Here is a 24,577-nt window from a genome sequence, read left to right as displayed (position 1 = left end):
AAACGCCACTGATGAGTGGCGTTTTTTGTGGGGGTTACCCTATACGAAGTTTGGCTGTATCATTCCATAAATAATGTGGTATAGGTTCTTTTAATTCCCATTTTATATTCATTGGTTTTGCTCCATAATAATCTGCTATTGATGCTTCTCCTATAAATACATAACCCATCGACTTACGGTTTTCATCTTTAGCTTTCTCTCTTATAAATAACAATATTCGTTTGTTGTTTTCAACATGATTTATATAAGACAAACCTTTTGAAGTAATTGGTGATGCCGTATTTTGACTTTGCCAGTGAAAAAGATATTCATTTATTGCATAATCATCATACATAGTTGTTGGTGAAAAATTTTCCTCCGATTTTATCAAGTTTATAAAAAGAACTTCTGTATTGAGCAATTTATTTTCAGCAATGCCTTCTCTAATAGATGACTTAACTTCGAAGGTACTTAAGCCCAGTGCAACCAATATTTGATCTCTAGTATATCTAGAATGAATCTTTAATGGAAAAGGGAAAGGGAGTTCAATATCTTTCTCAATAAAGTCAATTTCATCAATCAAAATATTTAAAACTTCAATCATCTCATTTACTATAACCTTATTGTTACCAATATGTGAGATACTTTCAAAAACATTATTGAAATTAGCAGCGTCTTTTCTAAAGTCATAATGTAACATTAAAAGCATTATTTTTTCAACATCATTTATATTACTAGTTTCACTGATATTAAAATTGGTATTTGCTAAATCTAATATAAACTTAAAGTAACTTGAAGATTTGACAGAAAGCCACTTGTTCTTTACCATCTTTACAAATTCAACTTCATTAATTGAACTAAAATCATCTATGACACCAGCTATTTGACATAATCTTTTCCAACCCCCTCTCTCATAAATTTGAAGTAATGAAACACCATAGAAAGTAATAAAATTTTTAAGATTAAATTCTAGAGAAGTAACATTTTTGAAATTTCTGATTTTCGCAATTAATTGATTTCTACTTACAGATGTGGCATTGGCTATATTTTGTAAAATAGCTTCTTTCGCTTTTCTTTCTAAAATAATCGAACACCCTAGCGGCAAGTGAGGAAAGTTATCTTCAATTTCTTTGTGTACAGTAGTTACTGTTTTACCTATTAAAGCCCTAAACTTATTTTCAAAATTATATTCAGGCCTTGCATTACCTACAAAATCTAATACAGTTAATGAATCTTTATTTTCAGCTAGTCGCAAACCTCTTCCTAATTGCTGTAAAAAAATTGTAAGACTTTCCGTTGGCCTCAGAAACAATACAGTGTCTATTTCTGGAATATCAACACCTTCATTAAAAATATCTACAACAAATAAATAGTTTATATCACCATTAAGGAACTGTTGTTTAATAATTTCTCTATTTTGATTATTTGCACTTGTTAAATAATCTGCTTTTAATCCCAATAAAGCAAATTTACTTGCCATGAATTGAGCATGCTCCATCGAAATACAAAATGCTAGAGCCTTTACCTCTTTCGGACTTTTTGTGTATTTATTTAATGCGCTAACTATTTCTCCAACACGTTTGTCATTTGATGTATATATTGAAGACAGTTCACTAGCAATATACTTTCCTCTTTGCCAACCTACCTTTGATAGATCTATACTATCGGAAATACCGAAATATTGAAAAGGACATAATAATTTTCGATTCAAAGCTTCTGGCAATCTTATTTCAGCTGCTACATGATTATCAAAATCTGTTAAAATATCTTCACCATCCATTCTTTCTGGCGTAGCTGTTAACCCTAACAAAATTTTGGGTTTAAAATATTTTATTATTTGCTTGTAAGTATTAGCTTGAATATGGTGACACTCATCAATAACAACATAATCATAATATTCAGGTGATAATGAAATTGAGTCAAGTCTATTTACAATAGTTTGTACAGATGCAAATACATGTTCATAATTAGTAGGCACAAAACCATCTACCCATAATTGACCAAAATTATTATCTCTTAAAATACCCCTGTAAGTTGATAATGATTGTTCTAATATTTCTTTTCGATGTGCTAAAAAGAGAAATGTCGTATGCTTGAATTCGTTTCTATATCTTTTAAAATCAAAAGCTGAAATAATCGTTTTTCCTGTGCCTGTTGCAGCAACTACCAAATTTCTAAATCTATGATGAACACTTCTTTCAACTTGTAGTTTTTCTAAAATCTCCTCTTGATATGAATATGGTTTTATATCAAAGTAATTCAGGTTTATTTGAGAATGATTTGAGTTTTTTCCTTGACTGAGTGAAGAAATTAGTTTGTCTTTATGAATACTATCATTAAAAATTTCAAAATCATTACTTTGCCAATACGACTCAAATGTTTTTTGAAACTTATCAATTATGTGTGCTACTTCTTTTGTTGTTACTTTAATATTCCATTCTAATCCATCTGTTAAAGCCGACCTAGAGAAGTTAGAAGAACCTATATAACCTGTGTGAAAACCTGAATTTCGAAAGAATAAATATGCTTTAGCATGCAACCGTTCATTACCAGTATTATAAGAAATCTTAACTTCTGTGTTATTGAGTTTTGAGAGTATTTCAATCGCTTTATAATCTGAAGCACCCATATATGTTGTAGTGATAACTCTTAGCTTACCCCCACGTTTTGTGAACTCAGTAAGTTCTTTTTCTAAAATAATAATGCCTTTAAACTTAATAAATGACACTAGTAAATCTATTCGGTCGGCAGAAAGGATTTCTTTTTTTAGTTCACTTTCAAGAGAAATCCCTCTGTTTCCTCCTGTAAAAAGTTCACTATGACTTAAACGAGTGTAAGGAGTAATTTCTTTAAGACGTAAATCAAAGTCAGCAAAATGCGCATCTACTTTATTAAAAACTGCTTTCAGAATTTCCCCGTTAACATCAATTAAATCATCTTGAAAATCTTCATTCTTTAAAGTATCCTTTAAAAAATGAATGATTTTATTTGCAACTTCAATTTGCAATTCTAATTGCTTATCACCCCCCAATAAATCTAATGCATTCTTTATTGTTGTAGTTAAATGTTTAGAGATTATTGTTGACGCTTCCTCTTTATCTATAGAAGTTTTGTTGACATAAAAAGTTGTAGTATCTAACGCATCAATTTTTTGAGCTACTAATTGAGTAACTAATGCTTCATATATTCCTTGATTCATAGTTGTAAAAATTCATACAGTACAGGTAAATCCGCTGCTGCCCAATCAAGCGATTGCAGCGCTTCTTTATCTAAAAATAGGTATTGTTTGTGTTCTTGCAAAGTAATTTCACCGCTCAAATATTTTGCAGTAAATGGTATTAATCTAACAGCAACATTGGGATAATTAAATGTAGTGACTGACAAACGATCTAATAGTAAAATATCAATTGATAATTCTTCTTTAATCTCTCTCAAAATACACTGTTCCTCTGTTTCAAATGGTTCAAGCTTACCACCAGGAAACTCCCATTTTAATGGCAACTGCATGGTTTCACTTCTTTGCACAACTAAAACTTTTCCATTAAAATCAATAATGGCACAAGTAACATTAATTGTTTTCATAAAAGCAGTATTATTTGTATAAAATTAATAGTTTTAACTATTATTACTTTCCCCCAACACCCACCCATGCTTCAGCACATCAAAACAATCATCGTTTATATATTTTTTTGTGTGGTTACCTTGGTAATGATCAATACGGTATTGCAGTACACAAGCTTTAAAACAAATGTGGGGTTTTTACAACTCAAGCAAGCTTATATTGGTATTGATATTTGGATGATGGCTTTTTATACGCATGTGTTTACCAGCGTTTTTGTTTTAATGGCTGGCTTTACACAATTTTCGCCCTACATTTTAAAACATCATAAAACCCTACACCGCAACGTTGGTAAGTTTTATGTGGCCGCTATTTTGTTGGTGAACGTACCCATGGGTATGATAATGGCTATTTACGCTAATGGCTTATGGCCTACAAAATTAGCTTTTGCCATTTTAGATATTTTGTGGTGCTGGTTTACTTACAAGGCTTACATAACTGCTCAACAAAAAAAGTTTAAGGCACACCAACAATTTATGATACGGAGCTTTGCCCTCACGTTTTCTGCCATTACTTTACGCCTCTGGAAAATTACTCTATCGCATACCTTTCATTTTGATGACCTAACCTTGTATATGATAGATGCTTGGATGGGCTTTGTACCCAACCTACTTGCTGCTGAGTGGTATATTTATTATAAATTGAAACGTAACTAACGTTCAAACTTTACGTTGGTGATAAATAGGTAAAACACCCCTAGCACCAACGCTGCAAAAATGATTAAAAACGCAACACCACTAATAAGCCATGCATATTTATTTTCTTGTGCATCTAGCTCTTTTTTGATGCGCTTGCTTATTAAAAAAGCAATACCGCCTAACACAAAAAGTACCAACAAAACAAAGCCAATAATGATGATGCCCATGTTGTAATATTTTTATTAAATATATTCATTATTACCACAATAAAAATAATGTGGTACTACTTTCGGTACCACCAAGCCCACGCTATTAATATAAACTGTAACGGAAACAACCTTAACCATGCTCCCCACAAAGGCATACAAATAGCCGTACCCATACAACCGCCTTGCTGTATCATATACACATGCGCTGGTATAAAGGCAATTAACATGGCTACTACTACATAACTACCCCAGGCCCTTGTACGAGGAAATGCCAACAATAGTGCTGCTATAATTTCAGCAATACCTGCTACTATATTGATGGCTACAGGGTTGGGCAAATAGGGCGGTATAATGGTATAATAAGCAGCTGGGTGTATAAAGTGGTTTACACCAGCACCAGCGTATAAGAGTATGAGTAGTACTAAACTTATTTTTTTAAACATAAACACTGTTTATTGTAAAGTATTTTTTATGTTGGTATGATAAAATGCTGTGGCTAATACAGTATTTTCGTACAACTTATGTTGAATATACAAGCTATTTACGAGCAATTTATACATGATGTTGCTTTTACTACCTGGTACGAATATATTGCCGTTATTGCTGGTATTGTAAGCGTATGGTACAGCCGTAAAGAAAATATTTTAGTATACCCAACGGGCTTGGTAAATACCATTATTTACATTTACATCAGTTTTAAAGGCCATTTATTGGGCGAAGCTAGCGTAAACTTTTATTATACCATTATGAGTGTTATTGGCTGGTATATGTGGTTTAAAAAAGATGTTGCTACTGATAAGCCTGTGTTAAAAATTACCCGTGCTACTGGCAAAGAGTGGACTCAACATTTATTATTTTTTGCTGCTTTTTATATCGCCATTTTTACAGCGCTCACTCAATTGCAAACCCTATTTTATGATGGGGTAATACCTTGGGCCGATGCATTGGCCAGCGCTAGCGCTTTTACTGGTATGTGGTTAATGACAAAAAAGAAAGTAGAAAGTTGGTATTGGTGGATCGCTACTAACATCACCTCTATACCACTCTACTTTGTAAAGCATTACGTATTTACAAGTGTGTATTACATAATATTACTGATAATGGCTGTGCTAGGTTTAATAAGTTGGTTGCAAAAAACCAATAAAAACAACCCACACTTCAGCAATGCCTAATACCTATTATTAGCTGAGCCTAGCCCGGATGGTAGCGGCACCGAATCCGCTACGGCGGAGCAGGTACAGCGTACAGCCGGATACTACCGTTGCACTATGCACAACTGCTGCTGCTTCGCCACAAAAAGTTATGGTTTTTTAAAATAATTGAGGCGTAAACTATCGTTCCAGCCATAGGGGTTTTTTTCGAAGATGCTGCTGCTGTAAAACGACATACCCTTAATACCAGGTGTGCTGCGAATTTTTTGAATTTGCCTTGGTACTTGCGTAGGGCTACGCCAGCCGGCTGTTTCGCCTGCACGGTAATAACCAATACCTATGTAACAATCTTTACCATAAGTGTGTGTGGCCCACCAATCAACCAAGGTATTGAACGATAAATTTTTATGCTCAATTTCCCAATACAATTGTGGTATTACATAATCAACCCAACCTTTGCGTAACCACAGTAATACATCGGCATACAAATCATCGTAATTGGTTTGGCTTCTTTTTGTTTCGCTACCCATAGGGTCGGCCGCTATGTGGCGCCATACACCAAACGGACTTACACCAAACCTGCATTTTTTATCGACCGACTTTATAGTTTTATACAACAATGCAATTAAACTATCAACATTGCTACGGCGCCAAGCATCTCTACCTAACCCGTTACCGTATTGCCGAAAACTAACATCATCTGCAAATGTTTTTCCGGGTATTTTGTACGGATAAAAATAATCATCTAAATGAACACCATCTATTTGGTAACGTGTTACAACATCTTTAACAATACCAGCTACGTATTGCTGTACTTGTTTATTGCCGGGGTCAAAATATTTTTTGTCGCCATAGGTAATAAACCACTCTGGGTGTTGCCTAATAATATGAGTGGCCGTAAGTTGACTGCTATTTAATGATTGCGTAGCCCTGTATGGATTAAACCATGCATGAAACTGCATGCCCCTTTTATGGGTTTCATTAATCATAAATGAAAGTGGATCGTAATAGGGCGTAGGCGCCACACCTTGTTGGCCCGTTAGCCATTGGCTCCAAGGCTCTTTGCTTGATGGATAAAAAGCATCTGCCGTTGGGCGTATTTGCACAAACACAGCATTGATACCATTGCGTTGGTGCATATTGAGTAGGGCAATAAAGGAAGCCTTTTGCTCATCAGCATTGGTGGTGGCTGGCCTTGGCCAATCAATATTATTTACAGTAGCTATCCACACACCCCTGAACTCTTTAGGGGTTGTAGTTTGGCACAATGCCGTTAATAATAAAAAAGTGCTTACCACACTGAGCCAAAAATATTTCATTATAGGGTTTGGCTTATTGGCGTAATTTATCTAATAATTTATTGATGGTTTTTGCTTCAGCCTCAGATATGCTGGATGTTACCTCATCCATTTTTACTTCGTAAACATCAATTTTTTCGAGGAGCTTTTTGCCCTTGGCTGTTATGTTAACATCTACCTTACGCTTATCTAAAGTGCATACGTTTTTTTTCACCAAACCTTTGGTAACCAAGCGATCAACAATACGGCTGGTGTCGCTCATTTTATCGAGCATGCGTTCTCTAATTTGTGCAGTTGAAATGGGTGCACCGGCACCTCTTAAAATACGGAGTATATTAAATTGTTGAGAGGTAATATCTTCTTTATCAAAAACAGCTTTGAGTTTTTCTGTCATCCAATTGGTGGTATAAATGAGGTTGATCATCATTTTTTGATGCTCATTTCTAAACTTTGTTTGGTTAATATCTTTCTCTAAACTCATTATTTATAACTGTTTCACTCGTTTTGAAATTGGAATTTGTGCAATATTATTTATTTAAAACGTAAAAATTAAGTTTTACGTCATAATTATATGCAACTTAAGTTGTAACCGCTGAGCCAGTAAATTCGTTGATGTAAATTTTTACTAAAATTATAAAGTAACTAATAAGTAGTGGACCAAAAATAAGACCTATAAAACCAAATAAATTTAAACCTACTATTACCCCAAGCACCGTTATTAATGGGTGCACATTGCCCATTTTTTTCATGAAGCTTATTCGAGCTATATAATCAACATTACCCGTTACTATAACACTATAAATACCCAAGCCAATTGCTGGCCAAGTAATGCCTTGTGCAAACATGTATAACATTAATGGCACCCAAATAATCATGGTGCCCACCAACGGAAAAAAGGCAAACACCCCTGTTAAAAAGCCCCACAACACCCATTCGTTTACCCCAAAAATAAAATACCCCAAGGCAGCAAACAGCCCTTGTACCACACAAATAATGGGTATACCCAATGCGTTGGCTTTTATCATCATTTTGGTTTCACTGGCAAGTGTATCAACGTTATGCGGTTTTAATGGTATTATTTGGTGCAGCTTTTTTTCGACTACAGCACCACTCATCAATAAAAAGTACAGTAAAAAAAACATGATGAACAAATTACCTAAAGTGGTGGCCGTACTGCTGAGTAACATAGGCACCATTGCTGTTACTTTTTGGGTAGCTGTTTTTATATTTTCTTCAGTAAGTAATTTAATGTTGGTGAGGTCAGCAATTTTTTCAGCAGCATGAGTAACATTGTCAACAATATATGCTTGGTTGTTTACAATACTGTTTACTTTAGGCGTTACCAAATTTACGGTGAGGTAAATGGGTATTGATATGATGATTACATAACCAATAATGAAAAGAAGCGCTGTAGGACTTTTACGCCACTTGCGTTTAAAAATTAAATTGTAATAATAACTCCTGCTGATGATGTAAAATGTAATAGCTCCAAGTATACCCGGCAAAAATATTTTAAGCTCAAAAATGAGCATACCTGCTATAATGAAAATGAGCAGCAGTACCGCTATTTGGGTAATACGTTTGTTAAAGGTAGACTGATCCATACGGTAGTTTTAGCAATCAAAAAATTAGGTTGATGTTTATTTCCAAACAGATTCGCCTTCGCTACAATTTGCACAGATGTCTATATTTTTTCGTCCCTTCATTAACTCAGCCCTAAATTGTTTGTAGTTATCGTTGTGCCAAATTTTTTTAAACGGTTCATTTTTTAAATTACCTAAACGATGCATGGCATCTTTATCAAAGCAACATGGCACTACTAAACCATCCCATGTAATTACATTAGCGTGCCAAAGTTTCCAACAGCGGTTGGCCATTTTATTTTTGGCCTTAAAAGTACCATCAGCATTGCGTTTGTAACGACTGTATTTTTCGTTGGTAGGTATTAATTGGTTGGGGTCGTTTTCATAATCGTATACTTGTGCTGTTTTAAAACGTACTTCATCAACCCCAATTTCTTTAGCCAACCTTTTAATATCTTCTATTTGATGCTCATTGTGTTTTACAACCAAAAACTGAAAAAATACAAACGGCGTTTTACTGTTCAGCGCTTTTTTCCATTTCACAATGTTTTGTGCCCCTTCAAGTACTTTATCGAGCTTGCCACCTACACGGTATTGTTGGTAACTATCTTGTGTAGTACCGTCAATAGAAATAATTAATCGATCTAACCCACTCTCTACTGTTTTTTTAGCAGCTTCATCAGTTAAATAATGAGCGTTGGTGCTCGTTGCCGTGTATATACCTTTGCTACTAGCATATTGTACCATATCTAAAAAAGCAGTGTTTAAATAGGGCTCTCCCTGAAAATAAAAAATGAGGTATAGCAGCTCTTTATGAATATCATCAATGGTTTCCGTAAAAAAATCTTTTTGCAACATACCTGTTGGCCTCGTAAAAGCCCTTAAACCACTGGGGCACTCTGGGCAACGCAAATTACAACTGGTAGTGGGCTCAAATGAAATTGATACGGGGTAACCCCATTGCACCGGTTTTTTAGTGAAGTTGCTCAGGTAAAAACTCGATAAAACTTTAATGCCATTCCACACTCTTTTGAACGTGAGTTTGCTTAAAAAATTTAAACTATCATTGATATTTATTGATGGCATGATGCAAAAATAACAGTTATTATGCTTGTGTAGCATTTGTATGTTTTTATAAAAAAATTATGCAGGTTTTTGAATTGCCCATCATTACATTTGTTGCTTAAAATAGTTTATGGCTGCACCCATTTCATCGTATTGCCAAGCAATAGATTTTATGAAAGAAAGAGATAAGGTAGTTCACCAACGCTATCATGACGAAGCCTATGGCTTTCCTATACATGATGATAATGAACTGTTTTGCCGATTGGTGTTAGAAATTAACCAAGCTGGTTTAAGCTGGACGACTATTTTACACAAAGAAGCACATTTTAGAAAAGCATACCATCAATTCAACATAAAAAAAGTAGCACAGTATAAAGAAAAAGATGTTGAACGGTTGTTGAACGACGCTGGTATTATTCGCAACAAACTAAAAGTGCATGCCGCTATTTACAATGCCAATGCTATATTAGCACTACAGCAACAGCATGGCTCTTTTTTAAATTGGCTGCATGCCCACCACCCATTAACCAAACCAGCGTGGATGAAATTATTTAAGAAAACATTTAAGTTTACCGGCGGCGAAATTGTAAATGAGTTTTTAATGAGCACAGGTTTTTTACCCGGCGCCCATACCACTGATTGTGTTATTTATAAAAAAGTGCTACAAAGAAACCCAGCATGGAAAAACAAATAAGAAAGATTGTTATTATTGGTCCGGAAAGCACAGGCAAAAGCACATTATGCACTCAATTGGCTGCACATTTTAAAACGAAATGGGTACCTGAGTATGCCCGTACTTATTTAGAAACCAATGGCACTAATTATACTTTTGAAAATTTGTATGAAATTGCCGTTGGTCAACTTGCCAGTGAAGATGCTGCCGTTACTGCATTACAACAACAAAACCTAGTACAACCCACACCACTATTTATTGATACGGATATGTATGTAATGAAAGTGTGGAGCGAATTTGTTTTTAATAAATGTGATAACCGCATATTAAACCATATAAACCAACGTAGCTATGATTTGTATTTATTGTGCAACGTTGATTTACCTTGGGTAAAAGATAACCTTAGAGAATACCCCGATTTGGCTACTAGAGATAAACTTTTTCATTATTATAAAGATGCTATGGTAACACAGCAAACGCCTTGGGTAATTATTAAAGGTAATTATGAACAGCGTTTTCAGCAAGCCATTGCAGCAGTACATACTATTTTATAGGTGCGGCTGCTTCTTTTAAATTGGTAGCAGTTTCCTCATCATCAGTAATGCCCAATGCACTTAATAAAATAGGCGCCACATGCTCTTCTACCACTTTTTTTGCTTTTTCTTTTAAGGCTTCTTTTTCTTCATCGCTCATGCTATTGTACTTATAAATGGCCAAAGCACCTAAGCCTAGTAATATTAATGAAGTGGTGGTAGATATTTTCATGTGTTAAGTGTATTTGTTATTTTGTAAAACGAATGTTGTACCAAAATTAATGCCTAGTAAGTAAAAAAGTGTTAGGGTACCAAAATAAAAACCCCTTCGTTGTTTAGAAGGGGCTTTTAATTTTTTACATATTATCATACTCGTATAATGGGTCAATTCGAGTACCTGCTTCCATTTCACAAACAGGCTTAATAATACCATCAGTTAAACCGTATACCCAACCATGTAAATGTGGGGCTTTGTTATCTTTCCATGCTTTTTGAATGATAGATGTTTTGGCTAAGTTAAACACTTGTTCACGAACATTTAATTCAATTAAACGGTTTACCCTATCATCTTCTGAAGGTAGTGCATCTACTTCATCTCTATGTATACGGTATACATCTTTAATATTTTTGATCCAATGGTTAATAATACCAAAATGGTGGTTACCCATTGCTGCTTTTACACCACCGCAACCATAGTGACCGCAAACAATTACATGCTTTACTTTTAAAACTTCCACTGCATATTGTAATACGCTCAACAAATTAATATCAGTATTTACAACCAAGTTGGCAATGTTACGGTGTACAAAAATTTCACCAGGCTCTGTACCTGTAATTTTATCGGCAGGTACACGGCTATCGCTACAACCAATCCATAAAAATTCTGGTGATTGTTGGTTTGATAGTCGACTAAAATATTGTGGGTCTGTTTGCACTTGTTGCTCAGCCCATGCTTTGTTTTCTAATAATAACTTTTCGTATGAATGCATTTTATTTATTTTTTAAAATTTAAAATATGATGTTAATGTGCACTATCGCTTATGTTGAATTGATCGCTACCTACTAATTTGTGTGATTCATTGTAAGTACTTTTTTTCACCGTTACTTGAATATTTCTTTCGGGTGCGTTCATATCAAATTCGTTAATGGTATCAATAATATCTTGATCAATAAATTCTGCCTTTGTAAGATCAATAATTACCGAAGCATTATTAGGCATGTTTTCAAAAATATGTTTCAATTTTGGTTTGCTAAAAAACGAAACATCTTTACGCAACCTAATTAAATACTGATTACCATCTTGAACCATAAAAATGGCTGTTCTAAAATTACTGCGAATTACATAAAAAATACCTACACCAATACCAATTAACACACCTTTTAATAAATCGGTCAATACAATGGCGGTAATAGTGATAACAAAAGGCATAAACTGTTCCCAACCTTTTTTCCAATAATCTTTAAAAATCGAAATTTTAGCCAACTTGTAACCAGTAAAAATTAATACGGCTGCTAAAGCCGCTTTAGGTATAAGGTTTAACAAGTTAGGTACAAATGCCACACAAATAAAAATGAGGGTACCATGAAAAATAGTGCTCATTTTAGTACGAGCACCAGCGTTTACGTTGGCGCTACTGCGTACAATTACACTCGTTAAAGGCAAGCCGCCTAACAACCCACTCACAATATTACCTGCACCTTGTGCCACCAATTCACGGTTGGGTGGTGTAATACGTTGCATGGGGTCTAACTTATCAACAGCTTCAATACCTAACAAAGTTTCTAACGAAGCTACCAATGCTAGTGTAACCGCTGTAATCCACACATCTTTATTGGTAATGAACGACCAATTAGGTAAATGAAAAAACGAAATAAACTCTTTGGTATCTTTTGCAATAGGTATGTTTACCAAATCAACTGATTTTACTGTGAAAGGTTGTGCCGTATCACTTAAAAAATAATGCAACAATACACCTACCACCACCACTACTAACGGACCGCTAATAATTTGAAAAACCTTGATGCTTTTAATGAATTTGGTTTCAAACAAAATCAAAATAGCAATGCCAACTACACCAATTACAACGGCCAATGGTGTTAAATGATTGAGTGAGTTGATAACTGATGAAAAAGTATTTTCTCCTGATGCTTGAATAAACGTTTCATCACCTTCAAAATCTTTATCGTACCCAACCAAATGCGGCAATTGTTTCAATATTAAAATGATACCAATAGCAGCTAGCATACCTTTAATAACGCTATTGGGTACATAATCACCAATTACGCCTAATTTAAAAATACCCATGAGCAATTGAAAAACACCAGCAATAACAACGGCTAAAAAAAAGGCTTCAACTGCAGGTAGTTTTAAAACAGCTGCTGAAACAATAGCCGTTAAACCAGCAGCTGGTCCGCTAACACTTAAGTTACTACCACTAATAATACCTACCACAATACCGCCTACAATACCGCCAATAATACCAGAAAACTCATTTAAACCACTGGCTACAGCAATACCCAAACACAAGGGTATAGCAACTAAAAAAACCACTAAAGCCGATGGCAAATCGCTGCCAATACTTTTAAAATACTTTTGCATGAAAATGTTTTTAACGTACTCGAAAAAGGCCTATCAATATTCAATTGATGGCTTACTATGTTACTTAAAAACTAGGCGTTGGGTGGAGGCGTATGAATATCCTTTATTGGTGAAGGATAGAGCAGGGTGTTTGCTGTATAAAAAAATGTTTGATCATTGTCGATAAAATAATGATCAGCAAACTGTGTTACAGACAATAATTTTGTAAAATCAATGATTGCTGATTTATCAATACCTTTTTTGCAGATTTCTTCTTCTACAAATGTATTGTCGTACAAACATTTGCCCAATTCTTTGATAGGCAAGCATTGTAAGGCAACTACAAACAGTAAAAATATAACAGCTAGTTTTTTCATTAATTATTACAAATATAGTTAAGCCAGTTTTCTATTATTTATAAATTACGAAAACAAAAGGTTAAATAGATGTTACACCATCTATTTAACCTACATATCAACAATTTGAAAATATTAAATATTTAAACCGCCACAAGCACTAATGGTTTGTCCGGTAACATACGTACTCAAATCTGATGCTAAAAACAAAGTAACATTCGCAATATCTTCACTACTTGCAAAGCGCCCTAATGGTATGGCTGCTTTGTACTTGTCAGATGCATCACCTTCTTTTAAATAACTGGTCATATCTGTTTCCACAAAACCTGGGGCTATAGCGTTGCATCGAATATTACGACTACCAATTTCTTTGGCAATACTTTTTGTAAAACCTATTACACCAGCTTTACTAGCGGCATAACTGCTTTGGCCAGCATTACCAGTTTCGCCAATTATACTACTCATATTGATGATGCTACCGCTACGGGCTTTCATCATTGGTTTAATTACTTGCTTGGTAATATTAAATACGCTTTTAAGGTTTACCATCATAACTTCATCCCATTGCTCGGGAGTCATTCGCAATAGTAAATTATCTTTTGAAATACCAGCATTGTTTACACAAATATCAATTTGGCCAAACTCTTTTATTACATCATTCACAAAAACTTCGGCAGCGGCATAATCACCTGCATTGGTTTTATAGGCTTTGGCTTTTACACCCAACCCTACTAATTTTTCAACCAATGCATTGGCTTTTTCGGTGCTGCTGTCGCTCACATATGTAAGGGCAACATTGGCGCCTTGTTCAGCAAATTTAATAGCAATGGCTTCACCAATACCTCTTGCAGCACCTGTTACAATAGCGGTTTTATTTTGTAATAATTTCATACGATTTTATTTAACTAAAGCTTTTATTAGGGCTGTAAAATAATACAATCAATTTGTAGTTATTTATTTTTTTGCGACAAATCGAAATTAAAATATGAATTTAAGATGATGCCATTGTTGTATTGAAACACATTACGACCGTTAATTTGTCGACCATATTGCACCGTTTGGTTTAAAAAACCACCCTCGAGCCTAAACTTATCATTAAAACGATAGCCCAATAATAATCCAATTCTATTTTGATCAAACACATTGGCATTTACCTTTTTACCGAAACCAATAAACACTTCATCATATACAGCGAAGTAAGGCGTTTTGTTGATGATTTTTTTTCCTTTCAACGGTAACTGTGCCCTAAACATATAACGAAACCTATTCAATAAAGGGTAATCATCTTCTTTATTGAGTGCTGCATTTGTATACCTACCAACAAAGCGCTGCTCCAACATAAAACGGTGTGACATATCAACAATACCTTCTTTTTGTGACAGTTGTGCCATTTCAAAAATGCGGTGTTCCGTAAAATCTTTTCCGAACCCATTTAAAGGAATATCGCCGTAAGCAAAAGTTTCTATCCAACCATAACCTGCTCTTAATAAAACGTTGGGTGTGGCTTGGTAATTAACACCAACCCTTAACAAACTTTGCTGCCATTTGGTAATAAAATCGGCCCTACGCCATTGGTACTCTGTGTGTATGCCCCACTTTTTATTAAGCTTAATGGTGCCAAAATAATTATACCAACCAATGTTGTTATGGGTATTAAGTCGGTTATTTTGTGCCGATGTATTACTATAAAAAAATAAAACTACGAGTAATGTAAATAATGCTTTCATTTAAAATCAAGTTGCTTTGTAAAATGTGAGGTCATTTGATTGCTTAAGCAATTCCTACGAGCTGTTTTATTTCGTCAATAATTTTCCGTTCGTTGCTAAGCCTTGGCACTTTATGCTGACCGCCTACTTTGCCTTTGGTACGTAACCATGCCGTGAAAGTGCCCACAGGTACTGCATGTACTACAGGCATACGTAACGCAATACTTTTTTGGCGCTTGGCTTCATAATCGCTGTTGATACTTTTTAAATGGGTATCCATTTTTTCAATAAAAACATCAAGCTGTGCCGGCGCTTTTTCAAACTCAATTAACCACTCGTGGGCGCCATTACTTTGTTCGGTAAAATAAATGGGCGCTGCGGTATAATCGCTTACAACAGCTCCGGTTTGCTGAGCAGCAACAGCAATAGCATTGTCTGCATTATCAACAATTACTTCTTCACCAAACGCATTCATGTAATGTTTGAGCCTGCCAGTAATTTTTATTTTGTACGGATTTAATGAAGTAAACTCAACCGTATCGCCCATAATATAACGCCACAAACCGCCTGTGGTGCTAATTACAATAGCATAATTTTTATGCAACTGTACTGCGGTTAAACCCAATGTTTGTGGGTTGGGTTGGCCATAATTTTCAACAGGTAAAAACTCATAAAATATACCATGCTCTGTAAATAACATTAAGCCATCGTCATCGGGCTTTTCTTGCCCGGCAATAAAGCCTTCACTAGCGTTGTATATTTCTAAATAATTAATGGGCTTGCCAATGATTTGTTCAAATTGTTGGCGATAAGGCACAAATGAAACACCCCCGTTAATATACAATTCTAAATTGGGCCATACTTCTTTAATGGTTTGCTTTTGTTTAATTTCTAAAATACGTTTGAGTAAAAGAAGCGTCCAAGTTGGTACACCTGCTAACATAGTAACATTTTCGTTAGCGGTAACGTTTGCTAGTTGTTCAATTTTATTTTCCCACTCATCTAACAAGGCTATGCTTAACTCTGGTGTACGCAGCCATTGGCCCCAAAATGGAGAGTTTTGCATCAATATGGCACTTAAATCGCCAGTGGCAATTTCATTAGAAAGTTGACTTATTTGGTGTGAGCCGCCTACCACTAAACTTTTACCTGTGAGTAAATTACTTGAGGGAAAATTGGTGTAATATTTCGTAAGTACATCTTTACTGGCTTTAAAATGATTGTCTTTTAAGCTCTCTTCACTTACAGGTATAAACTTACTTTTATCGTTTGTAGTACCGCTGCTTTTTGCAAACCATTTTACGGGTGTATTCCACAATATATTTTCTTCTCCAGCCATCATCTTTTCAATATAGGGCCTTACATCATCATACTCATGCAGCGGTACTCTTTTTTTAAATTCTTTGATGGTAAATAGTTTATCAAACTGGTATTTTTTACCAAAGTGAGTGTACTGTGCATCAGTAATAAGCGACTGTAAAACCTGACGCTGAGCAGCTGCTGGGTGGTTAATCCAATTATGTATGCGGTTATAACGCAACCTTGCTAAAAATGATATTGACTTTGACAACAAGTTCATTGCTTAGCAAGATAAAAAATTTAACCGACTGTTGAATAGATGATTTTTTATTGCCGTTTATGGGCAACAAATACTTAAAAGTGAACGTAAACAGATTGTATTATGGCGTTGTTTCGGGTAAATTGGTTGCTACAAATTGTTTACAATAATCTTTAATCATGTTTCTAACATCAGCAAATGCAGCAGTAATTTCATCAACTGTGCCTGTAGCCTTAGCAGGATCGGGAAAGTTGTAATGAAACTTTTTTGCTGTGGTAGCAAAATAGGGACAACGTTCTTTTGCATTGTCACAAACTGTTATAACATAATCAAATGGAATATGGGTATACTCAGCAATGTTGTTTGATGTGTGTTGCGATATATCAATACCATCTGCCAACATCGTAGCAATGGCTTTAGGGTTTACGCCATGTGTTTCAACACCGGCACTGTAAATAGTTGCGCTGTTACCAGCAAAATAACGCAAATACCCTTCTGCAATTTGACTTCTACAGCTATTACCCGTACACAAAACCAATACATTTTTCATGTAGCAACAATTTTTGGGTCATTAATAATATTTGTTCCTTAACAACATCCCCCACCTGGCGTACAAGCATTTATTGCAGGCGCTGTTGCAAGGGTTTTAGCAGGTGTAATACCACATTGCTCTTCAGCCAAACATGCGGTGTGTAAATTAATTAACTGAAAGTGAGTACCGTTAAACGCTAACGCATATTTACCAATAGTGGTTGATTGGTATTCTACCTCAATTTCAGCATCAGCCATATCTAGTGCCTTTTCTGACAATTCAATAATATCTAGCAATTTTTGAGGTTGCAGTTGATGGTGCACATCATTAGCACTCCATAATTGAAAATTTACTTTTTGCTCACTACGAATAGTACCGCCACAATCAATAAAATTTTTATTGATAATACCCACTTCGGTTACATGAAAATGTGATGGCACAATACTACCATCAGGCAATTGAAAATGTAAAGCTGTAAGTGTAGGCAAAATGGTTTTAATGGTTGATAGTTTCATATACATTTATTTAACAACAATGGTTATATTTTTGATTAATTTGGTGAGATATGGTTTCAAAAAACTGTTGCATTTTAACAAACACTTTTTCGTTGATGCAGTAGCAAATGGCATTACCCTCAATTGTACCTTTTATTAACCCTGCATTTTTAAGCTCTTTTAAATGTTGGGATACAGTAGGTTGGGCTAGTGGTAATACGTTCACTATATCGCCACAAATACAGGTATCAATACGAAGTAAATACTCAATAATAGCAACCCTTGCAGGGTGAGCCAATGCTTTCATTATTGCAGCAATATCATTTTGCTTTTTGCTAAAATTAGCGGTGTTAGTAGCGCCCATATTTAAATTGTATATTGCAATATTACGATAAAGATATAAATAAAAAAAGATGGTAAACGCCATCTTTTAAAAGTTACTTATACAAACAAATCGTTGAATAATTGTCCGCCTGGTTTTACTGCATATTGTTCAAAATCAGTAACACCTTCTGCTACTAATATATCTTCATCAATAAATGCATTACCGGTACAGTCGTTCGATGATTTCATTAAAATAGCATAAGCCGCATCGGCCACTATATCAGTGGTTCTACTCATGTTAATAAGCGCTTCGCCACCTAATAAATTTTGTACCGCTGCAGTTGCAATAGTAGTTCGTGGCCACAAAGCGTTTGATGCAATATTAAAAGGTTTTAATTCGGCTGCTAAACCCATGGCAATCATCGTCATGTTATACTTGCTTAATGTATAAGCAATATGATCTTTAAACCATTTCATATCCATATTTAATGGCGGTGAAAGCGTAATGATATGTGGGTTACTGGCTTTCTTTAGATGCGGTATACAGGCTTTACACATAAAAAACGTACCCCTAACATTAATGTCGTGCATTAAATCAAATCGCTTGGGTTCTGTTTTTTCTGTGGGGGTGAGTGAAATAGCTGATGCATTGTTAATCAACACATCAATACCGCCAAATGTTTCAACCGCTTTATCAACAGCAGCTTGTATTTGTTGTTCATCTCTAATATCGCATTGTACTGCTAATGCTTTACCGCCAGCAGCTTCTATTTCTTTTGCCGCTGAAAATATAGTACCGCCGAGTTTAGGGTCTTCGGTAGTACTTTTTGCTGCTACAACAATGTTAGCCCCTTCTTTTGCTAATCGTAAGGCAATGGCTTTGCCAATACCTCGGCTAGCGCCTGTTATAAAGATGGTTTTATTTGCAAACGACATAATATGTTGGTTTTGGTTGAAATGATGTGGTAAGTTAACTACTACCATCAAAATAAAAAAGCTACGCCATATAAAATTTTACATGGCATAGCTATTAAAAAATACAACTTAAGCTAAAGTAGCTTCAGCAGTAATATTAGTGTTGTATAATTTTGAAATAGGGCAGTTGGCTTTTGCATCAGCAACGGCTTCATCAAACTGCTCTTTACTAATGCCTGGTATAGTGGCATTTACAGTTAAGTGCGATGAAGTGATGCTACCATCTACTAAATCAATATCGCATTTAGTGGTAATATTATCGGCAGTAAAGCCTGCTGCTTGTAATACAAAGCTCAACTTCATGGTAAAACAACCAGCATGTGCTGCAGCTACCAACTCTTCAGGGTTAGTGCCTACGCCACTTTCAAAGCGACTTGCAAATGAATATTGTGTTTGGTTTAGTGTAGTGCTTTGTGTAGTTAAATGGCCTTTACCATCTTTACCACTGCCTTGCCATACGGCGGTTGCGTTTCTTTTCATGTTTACTCTAGTTTATGTTAAAAAAATTGATTGATACAGTGTTTCATCAAAACCTATTGCTACTTTTTTACCCACCTCAATTACAGGTCGTTTTATAAGTAATGGGTTTTGTTGAATGATTTTAAAAGTTGTTACTTCATTGTTTACAGCCAACTGATCAGCTTCCGATAAGTTTTTATAAGCGGTACTTTTTTTATTTAGCAAAGGTGTGTGGGTAACAGCTTGTTGCCAACGCTGTAGCATTGCTGTAGTTACAGGTTCTTTTTTAAAATTGAACAATGTAACTTCAAACCCATTATTTTGTAACCAAGTAATACCTTTTTTTACGCTATCGCAATTAGGTATGCCATATACGGTTGCTTTTTGCATATTATAAAATGGCTGGTTTATTTTGAACAATTTTTTCAATTTGCTCCATTACAGCTGGTGTTAATAAAGGCAACACTTCTAAAGCTTTTAAATTTTCAACCAACTGTTGTTTTTTGGTTGCCCCTAAAATTGCGGTGGTTACATGTGGATTTTTAATACACCAAGCAATACTCAACGCTGCGGTACTAACACCTAATGTTTGTGCTAATGCTGCAATTTTTTTCACTTTTTTTATACTATCCTCTTGCAACACTTTATCTTTTAACCATTCAAAGCCTTTTAATGCAAGTCGGCTATTTTTAGGAACGCCATCATTGTATTTACCAGTTAAAAGGCCTGATGCTAATGGGCTCCAAATGGTTGTACCCAAGCCTACATTTTTATATATTTCGCTGTAATCAGCTTCAACTTTTTGGCGTTCAAATAAATTGTATTGTGGTTGCTCCATAGTGGGGCCTATTAAATGGTATTTTTCAGCAACACGATGGGCTTCCATAATTTCAACACCCGTCCATTCACTGGTACCCCAATACAAAATTTTACCTTGTTGTATTAAGGTGTTCATGGTTTGTACGGTTTCAACAATGGGTGTGTTTTTATCAGCACGGTGGCAGTAAAATAAATCTAAATAATCTACTTGTAAACGTTGTAAGGCTTCGTTGCAAGCTTCTGTTAAATGCTTACGACTGTTTCCTGTTTGGTTGGGTTTATTTTTATCGCCCCTCCAACCAAAATAAGCTTTTGATGATACTACATATGAGGTGCGATCCCATTTTTTCTTTTTTAAAATACGCCCCATCATTTTTTCACTTTCACCCAATGCATATACTTCAGCATTATCAAAAAAATTAATGCCATTATCATATGCAAAGCCCATTAAAGTATCAGCCACTTTATCATCTATTTGCTTGCTAAAACTCACCCAACTACCAAACGATAACACACTCAATTGTAAGCCAGCATTGCCTAAACGACGGTATTCCATATATGTATATTTTATATTAAAGTTACAACATTGTTTTATGGCTGCGGTATACCTTCACCATTGGAGTTGAGTTCGCCATTTACATTTATGATGTGATAGTTTTTAAAACTTTGGCTTGCTTCCATACCTGTACCATTCAAAAACTGACCATCTTTTTGGCGAATACGCACTTTCTTGTTAGTATAAAATTCTGTGCCAGTTCTATTTCTATCCCAATACAAATCATCGCAGTAAATAGTATCGCCTTTCAGCATATTGATAATCTTCACACTATCCCTCAAATAAATAAGGCTTTGGCCATCGTTATACTTACCATAAAGAGCCGTTAGTTTACTTTCTTTAATGGATGATTCGTTGTAAAACTCTGCATACAATGTTTTAGGAAATTCATAATAGGTAACTGTATCCTCAACATGTAGCATTAATGGCGCAGTAAGCAATGCTTTTGCTTTACCGCCAATCGTGTAGTTTATTTCAATAAAAGTGGCTTCTTCTGTACCTGTTGCTTTTTTGCCCAAGTTATTCACTTCTTTAGGGTCGTTTTCGCAAGCATATAAAAAAAAGCAGCCTATTAGAAGCGCTGCTATTGTATATTTTGTAAAGATGTTATGCATCATTAAAATTAAAAGTACTACTCGTATTTACGTTTTTGAAACCAAGCGGCTGTCATTGATACACCAAAATTAAGTCTAAAAATACCTTCTCTTAAACTTTGGTTTTGTTTATTACCATTTTGACCAATTTCAACACCCGTATTTAAGGTTACAAAATCACCAAAACGTAATCTTTGGAAAGATGTTAAAGGTAAACCTGCACCAAATGTAACACCTAAGTTAGGACGGTTGGTACCAATATTTACATAATCGTTACCGTAGTAAAAACCTGCACGGTATTTTACAAAGCTCCAGTATTTTGATGTGGGTGTAGTTATAGTAGCTGGGTAATATTGAGCACCGGCTCTAAACATGGTATTATTTTGCACGGCATCTTTTGCACCAAAGTAGCTGTAATTATCCCACTGGCTGGTGCTAACTTCTGCACCAACAATCCAGTGAGGCGTTGTATAAGTAAAACCGCCTGTATAGGTAGCTGGCACCACTACAGTACCACTTTGGTTGAGTACTGATTTTACAGAATCAACCCGTACAACATTACCGTCATTATCATATACAAAAGTCTCACTAAAATTATCAGCTTTACCTTTAAGCTTTTGCTGCAAATTAGCAGTAGCGCCTAAGCGTAACACATTCTTATTTTGTAAGCGAATACCATATTGTGCACCTACTGTTAAAAAGAAACCATTGTAACGAGCACTAGCCTCAGTATTTGATTGTTGATAGCTTACTGTATCGTTAATAAATACTCTTTTTGTACTAGTATTTTTATTACCAAAACTGTAACCAGTAGTAACACCAAAACTGAAGTTTTTAATTTTAATACCTGTGCTAAAGTTTGCTTGGTTTAAACCACCTGTACCTTCAAACAAAGTGCTCACACTATCAATACCTACTAAACGAGTATCAGCCGCAATTTTATAATTTACCCTCGTTACAGGTTTTAAACCAAATGCGATATTCCAAGTATTGCCTTTGGCTAACATTTTTTTGGGTGTAATAGGAAAACCCAATTGTAAATAATTAAAAATGGTATTGGTTGCAGTTGATTTTGTAGGGCTATTATTGCTCTTCAACGTACGAATATTTATTTCGCCGCCAATATCAAACAACGTTGTGTTTAAGCCACCTAAAGCTGCAGGGTTGGTTAAGTTGATCGATTGTGAATAAGGCAAAAAGCCAGAAGAATCTATAAAAGCAACGCTAATGCCACCCATGCCCCTTGATGCTATGTTTTGAGCAGGTACAATATCGCCTAAACCATACCTTGAGTAGGGAGAGTTATCTTGAGCCGCTACTATGGTGTAACTAAATGTTACAAAAAGTAGTACCAATAAACGTTTAATTGGTGCAGTTGTTAAGTTCGCTGAGTGCATACAGTCCTTTAAATAAAAAATTGTGGTCGGCAAATATCCGGGTTTTAAGCTGCCCGGCAAAATACGATGAATTTCCCCCGGTTAAAACCACGTTAAAGTTGCTGAATTTTTCGGCATATTTTGCTATTATTCCATCTATTTCAGCAACCATACCATTCAACACACCGCTTTGTAAATTAGTAGCGGTATCGTAACCAATAAGCGGAATGTTCCAAGTGGCTGTTTCTAAGGGCAGTAAAGCAGTATAATCATGCATAGCTTTAAACCGCATATCCATACCTGGCGATATACCACCTCCCAAAAATTGATGGTATTGGTTTAAAAAATTATAAGTAATACAACTGCCTAACCCTATAATTAAATTGTTTTTATGAGGAAAAAAGTGTGCCGCTGCTGCCATTAAAGCCAATCTATCAGCACCAATGGTGGCTGGTTTCCCCACGGGTGTGGTGAAGTTAATGAGTGTTGCTACTGATAATTTGTGAAATAAACTATGTTGCGCCAATACAGCTTCTATAGCAGTGTTGTGGTTGATAACAGATGATAAAATGGTTTTTTGGGGCTGATGTTGTGCTATTAGGGCAGTAATTGTTTCAACAGCATCATCAACCAACACGATTTCTTCAACAAATACATCATGCTCAAAAATGCCAGCCTTTAAACGGGTATTGCCAAAATCAAAACAAATTGTTTTCATGAAACTTTATTGTGCAGTTAATGGTTAATTGTTGGATTTACAAGAGTTTTAGAAGAATCTTTCGTTATAATCATTTAAAATTTAAAGCCTTCTAAGTTTTTAAAATGACCGTTTAATTGCACTTTGGTACGTAACAAATCCATTTGTGACATTACCCCTAATACTTTTACCAAATGGCGTTTAATATATTCTTGCCGGTGCAACTCTTCATCATAACCGAGCAATTGGTATTCTTCTTCTATCGTCATACCTGCATGGTGTGCTACGTCAAAACTTAATAGTGACTCGTCAGGCTTTTTAAAATCTTTATGTACGTTTATTAAGCTGTGTAGCTCTCTTATGCTTTGCAAAATTTTTTTCATAAGTGGTGCACTACCCAAATATTTTGTTGTAGGGTATGTAACAATAGCGCCGTGGTACAACTTATGTGGCAATTCCTGTATTTGTTCTAATATTTTGAATACTACCGTTGCTTTTGTTTTAATATCCATTTCGCCATTATCATACACTTTTGATATTTCTACAATTTCTACAAGGGTACCCAATTCCATTACCTCATTGTTGATTACACTAGGTATACCAAATGGCTTTTTTGCGGCATAACAATCCGTTATGAGTTGTTTATACCTTGGTTCAAAAATGTGTAGGTTCAAATCTTCTCCCGGAAATACCACTAAAGGCAGGGGAAAAAGCGGAATAAAATTTGTCATATAGTCAAAAAAGTAAAGGTAGTACAATCATATTGTTGCTGATATGATTATTATTCGATTATTTTTTTACAATAG

Annotated in this window: 30 protein-coding genes; 4 read left to right on the top strand and 26 right to left on the bottom strand. The window is 35.2% G+C overall.

The window, feature by feature from the left end:
- Positions 1-34: 34 nt before the first annotated feature.
- Positions 35-3,178 (bottom strand): DUF3427 domain-containing protein, encoded by a 3,144-nt coding sequence (locus ACFOWM_RS09440; protein ID WP_379709213.1) that lies wholly within the window; start codon positions 3,176-3,178, stop codon positions 35-37.
- Positions 3,175-3,561, bottom strand: coding sequence for a (deoxy)nucleoside triphosphate pyrophosphohydrolase (locus ACFOWM_RS09435; RefSeq protein ID WP_379709211.1), 387 nt, complete (start codon positions 3,559-3,561; stop codon positions 3,175-3,177). The genes ACFOWM_RS09440 and ACFOWM_RS09435 overlap by 4 nt, the downstream gene beginning before the upstream one ends.
- Positions 3,562-3,627: 66 nt before the next feature.
- Between ACFOWM_RS09435 and ACFOWM_RS09430 the strand changes: the two genes are divergently transcribed.
- Positions 3,628-4,254, top strand: a complete 627-nt coding sequence (locus ACFOWM_RS09430; RefSeq protein WP_379709209.1) for a DUF2306 domain-containing protein — start codon at positions 3,628-3,630, stop codon at positions 4,252-4,254.
- Here ACFOWM_RS09430 and ACFOWM_RS09425 read toward each other — a convergent pair.
- Both ACFOWM_RS09425 and ACFOWM_RS09420 read right to left on the bottom strand, forming a co-directional pair.
- Positions 4,251-4,463 (bottom strand): hypothetical protein, encoded by a 213-nt coding sequence (locus ACFOWM_RS09425; protein ID WP_379709207.1) that lies wholly within the window; start codon positions 4,461-4,463, stop codon positions 4,251-4,253. The two genes, ACFOWM_RS09430 and ACFOWM_RS09425, sit on opposite strands and share 4 nt — an antisense overlap.
- 56 nt (positions 4,464-4,519) lie before the next feature.
- Complete coding sequence (locus tag ACFOWM_RS09420; RefSeq protein ID WP_379709205.1) at positions 4,520-4,888, bottom strand: DoxX family protein; 369 nt, start codon at positions 4,886-4,888, stop codon at positions 4,520-4,522.
- A 78-nt stretch (positions 4,889-4,966) separates the two neighbouring features.
- On the opposite strand from ACFOWM_RS09420, the gene pnuC reads away from it, so the two are divergent.
- Complete coding sequence (gene pnuC, locus ACFOWM_RS09415; RefSeq protein WP_379709203.1) at positions 4,967-5,617, top strand: nicotinamide riboside transporter PnuC; 651 nt, start codon at positions 4,967-4,969, stop codon at positions 5,615-5,617.
- 128 nt (positions 5,618-5,745) lie between these two features.
- Here the strand turns inward: pnuC and ACFOWM_RS09410 are convergent, their stop codons facing one another.
- The 4 genes from ACFOWM_RS09410 to ACFOWM_RS09395 form a co-directional block, all read right to left on the bottom strand.
- Positions 5,746-6,915, bottom strand: a complete 1,170-nt coding sequence (locus ACFOWM_RS09410) for a glycoside hydrolase family 10 protein (RefSeq protein WP_379709201.1) — start codon at positions 6,913-6,915, stop codon at positions 5,746-5,748.
- A 13-nt stretch (positions 6,916-6,928) separates the two neighbouring features.
- Positions 6,929-7,375 (bottom strand): MarR family winged helix-turn-helix transcriptional regulator, encoded by a 447-nt coding sequence (locus tag ACFOWM_RS09405; protein ID WP_379709199.1) that lies wholly within the window; start codon positions 7,373-7,375, stop codon positions 6,929-6,931.
- 97 nt (positions 7,376-7,472) lie between these two features.
- Positions 7,473-8,498 (bottom strand): AI-2E family transporter, encoded by a 1,026-nt coding sequence (locus ACFOWM_RS09400; protein ID WP_379709197.1) that lies wholly within the window; start codon positions 8,496-8,498, stop codon positions 7,473-7,475.
- Between the two features lie 36 nt (positions 8,499-8,534).
- Entirely contained in the window at positions 8,535-9,563 is a 1,029-nt protein-coding gene (locus ACFOWM_RS09395) for a radical SAM/SPASM domain-containing protein (protein WP_379709195.1), read from the bottom strand.
- A gap of 109 nt (positions 9,564-9,672) precedes the next feature.
- On the opposite strand from ACFOWM_RS09395, the gene ACFOWM_RS09390 reads away from it, so the two are divergent.
- The gene (locus ACFOWM_RS09390) at positions 9,673-10,236 is read left to right on the top strand and encodes a DNA-3-methyladenine glycosylase I (protein WP_379709193.1); all 564 of its coding nucleotides are present in this window, start codon (positions 9,673-9,675) and stop codon (positions 10,234-10,236) included.
- A complete protein-coding gene (locus ACFOWM_RS09385) occupies positions 10,221-10,769 on the top strand; it encodes an AAA family ATPase (RefSeq protein WP_379709191.1) in 549 nt (182 codons plus the stop codon). Before ACFOWM_RS09390 ends, ACFOWM_RS09385 begins: the two co-directional genes overlap by 16 nt.
- On the opposite strand, the gene ACFOWM_RS09380 is transcribed toward ACFOWM_RS09385, so the two are convergent.
- The 18 genes from ACFOWM_RS09380 to ACFOWM_RS09295 form a co-directional block, all read right to left on the bottom strand.
- Positions 10,759-10,980 (bottom strand): hypothetical protein, encoded by a 222-nt coding sequence (locus tag ACFOWM_RS09380; RefSeq protein ID WP_379709189.1) that lies wholly within the window; start codon positions 10,978-10,980, stop codon positions 10,759-10,761. The two genes, ACFOWM_RS09385 and ACFOWM_RS09380, sit on opposite strands and share 11 nt — an antisense overlap.
- A 124-nt stretch (positions 10,981-11,104) precedes the next feature.
- Entirely contained in the window at positions 11,105-11,737 is a 633-nt protein-coding gene (can, locus tag ACFOWM_RS09375; RefSeq protein WP_379709187.1) for a carbonate dehydratase, read from the bottom strand.
- 32 nt (positions 11,738-11,769) lie between these two features.
- On the bottom strand, positions 11,770-13,347 hold the full coding sequence (locus ACFOWM_RS09370; RefSeq protein WP_379709185.1) for a SulP family inorganic anion transporter: 1,578 nt from the start codon (positions 13,345-13,347) through the stop codon (positions 11,770-11,772).
- Between the two features lie 71 nt (positions 13,348-13,418).
- On the bottom strand, positions 13,419-13,703 hold the full coding sequence (locus ACFOWM_RS09365; RefSeq protein WP_379709183.1) for a hypothetical protein: 285 nt from the start codon (positions 13,701-13,703) through the stop codon (positions 13,419-13,421).
- Between the two features lie 114 nt (positions 13,704-13,817).
- The gene (gene fabG, locus ACFOWM_RS09360) at positions 13,818-14,573 is read right to left on the bottom strand and encodes a 3-oxoacyl-[acyl-carrier-protein] reductase (protein ID WP_379709181.1); all 756 of its coding nucleotides are present in this window, start codon (positions 14,571-14,573) and stop codon (positions 13,818-13,820) included.
- 59 nt (positions 14,574-14,632) lie between these two features.
- A complete protein-coding gene (locus ACFOWM_RS09355) occupies positions 14,633-15,409 on the bottom strand; it encodes a DUF2490 domain-containing protein (RefSeq protein WP_379709179.1) in 777 nt (258 codons plus the stop codon).
- A gap of 43 nt (positions 15,410-15,452) precedes the next feature.
- A complete protein-coding gene (locus tag ACFOWM_RS09350) occupies positions 15,453-16,967 on the bottom strand; it encodes a GH3 auxin-responsive promoter family protein (protein WP_379709177.1) in 1,515 nt (504 codons plus the stop codon).
- A 100-nt stretch (positions 16,968-17,067) separates the two neighbouring features.
- Entirely contained in the window at positions 17,068-17,496 is a 429-nt protein-coding gene (locus tag ACFOWM_RS09345) for an arsenate reductase ArsC (RefSeq protein ID WP_379709175.1), read from the bottom strand.
- Between the two features lie 38 nt (positions 17,497-17,534).
- The gene (locus ACFOWM_RS09340; RefSeq protein ID WP_379709173.1) at positions 17,535-17,993 is read right to left on the bottom strand and encodes a DUF6428 family protein; all 459 of its coding nucleotides are present in this window, start codon (positions 17,991-17,993) and stop codon (positions 17,535-17,537) included.
- Positions 17,994-18,003: 10 nt separating this feature from the next.
- Positions 18,004-18,336 (bottom strand): ArsR/SmtB family transcription factor, encoded by a 333-nt coding sequence (locus tag ACFOWM_RS09335; protein WP_379709171.1) that lies wholly within the window; start codon positions 18,334-18,336, stop codon positions 18,004-18,006.
- A 77-nt stretch (positions 18,337-18,413) separates the two neighbouring features.
- Entirely contained in the window at positions 18,414-19,232 is an 819-nt protein-coding gene (locus ACFOWM_RS09330) for an SDR family oxidoreductase (RefSeq protein WP_379709169.1), read from the bottom strand.
- A gap of 108 nt (positions 19,233-19,340) precedes the next feature.
- On the bottom strand, positions 19,341-19,751 hold the full coding sequence (locus ACFOWM_RS09325) for an OsmC family protein (RefSeq protein WP_379709167.1): 411 nt from the start codon (positions 19,749-19,751) through the stop codon (positions 19,341-19,343).
- Positions 19,752-19,763: 12 nt separating this feature from the next.
- Positions 19,764-20,120 (bottom strand): arsenate reductase family protein, encoded by a 357-nt coding sequence (locus ACFOWM_RS09320; RefSeq protein WP_379709165.1) that lies wholly within the window; start codon positions 20,118-20,120, stop codon positions 19,764-19,766.
- A 1-nt stretch (position 20,121) separates the two neighbouring features.
- A complete protein-coding gene (locus tag ACFOWM_RS09315) occupies positions 20,122-21,105 on the bottom strand; it encodes a potassium channel beta subunit family protein (RefSeq protein ID WP_379709163.1) in 984 nt (327 codons plus the stop codon).
- A gap of 35 nt (positions 21,106-21,140) precedes the next feature.
- Positions 21,141-21,722 carry an LPS export ABC transporter periplasmic protein LptC gene (gene lptC / locus ACFOWM_RS09310; protein WP_379709161.1) on the bottom strand — a complete coding sequence of 194 codons (582 nt, stop codon included), beginning with the start codon at positions 21,720-21,722 and terminating at the stop codon, positions 21,141-21,143.
- Between the two features lie 14 nt (positions 21,723-21,736).
- Positions 21,737-23,095, bottom strand: a complete 1,359-nt coding sequence (locus tag ACFOWM_RS09305) for a hypothetical protein (RefSeq protein WP_379709159.1) — start codon at positions 23,093-23,095, stop codon at positions 21,737-21,739.
- On the bottom strand, positions 23,061-23,792 hold the full coding sequence (locus tag ACFOWM_RS09300; RefSeq protein WP_379709157.1) for a type III pantothenate kinase: 732 nt from the start codon (positions 23,790-23,792) through the stop codon (positions 23,061-23,063). Before ACFOWM_RS09300 ends, ACFOWM_RS09305 begins: the two co-directional genes overlap by 35 nt.
- 74 nt (positions 23,793-23,866) lie before the next feature.
- Positions 23,867-24,502 carry an LON peptidase substrate-binding domain-containing protein gene (locus ACFOWM_RS09295; RefSeq protein ID WP_379709155.1) on the bottom strand — a complete coding sequence of 212 codons (636 nt, stop codon included), beginning with the start codon at positions 24,500-24,502 and terminating at the stop codon, positions 23,867-23,869.
- Positions 24,503-24,577 lie beyond the last annotated feature (75 nt).

This window comes from Ferruginibacter yonginensis (assembly GCF_042651465.1).
Lineage (GTDB): Bacteria > Bacteroidota > Bacteroidia > Chitinophagales > Chitinophagaceae > Ferruginibacter > Ferruginibacter yonginensis.
Note: the sequence above shows the minus strand (reverse complement) of the source record. Positions and strands in the feature narration are given on the sequence as shown.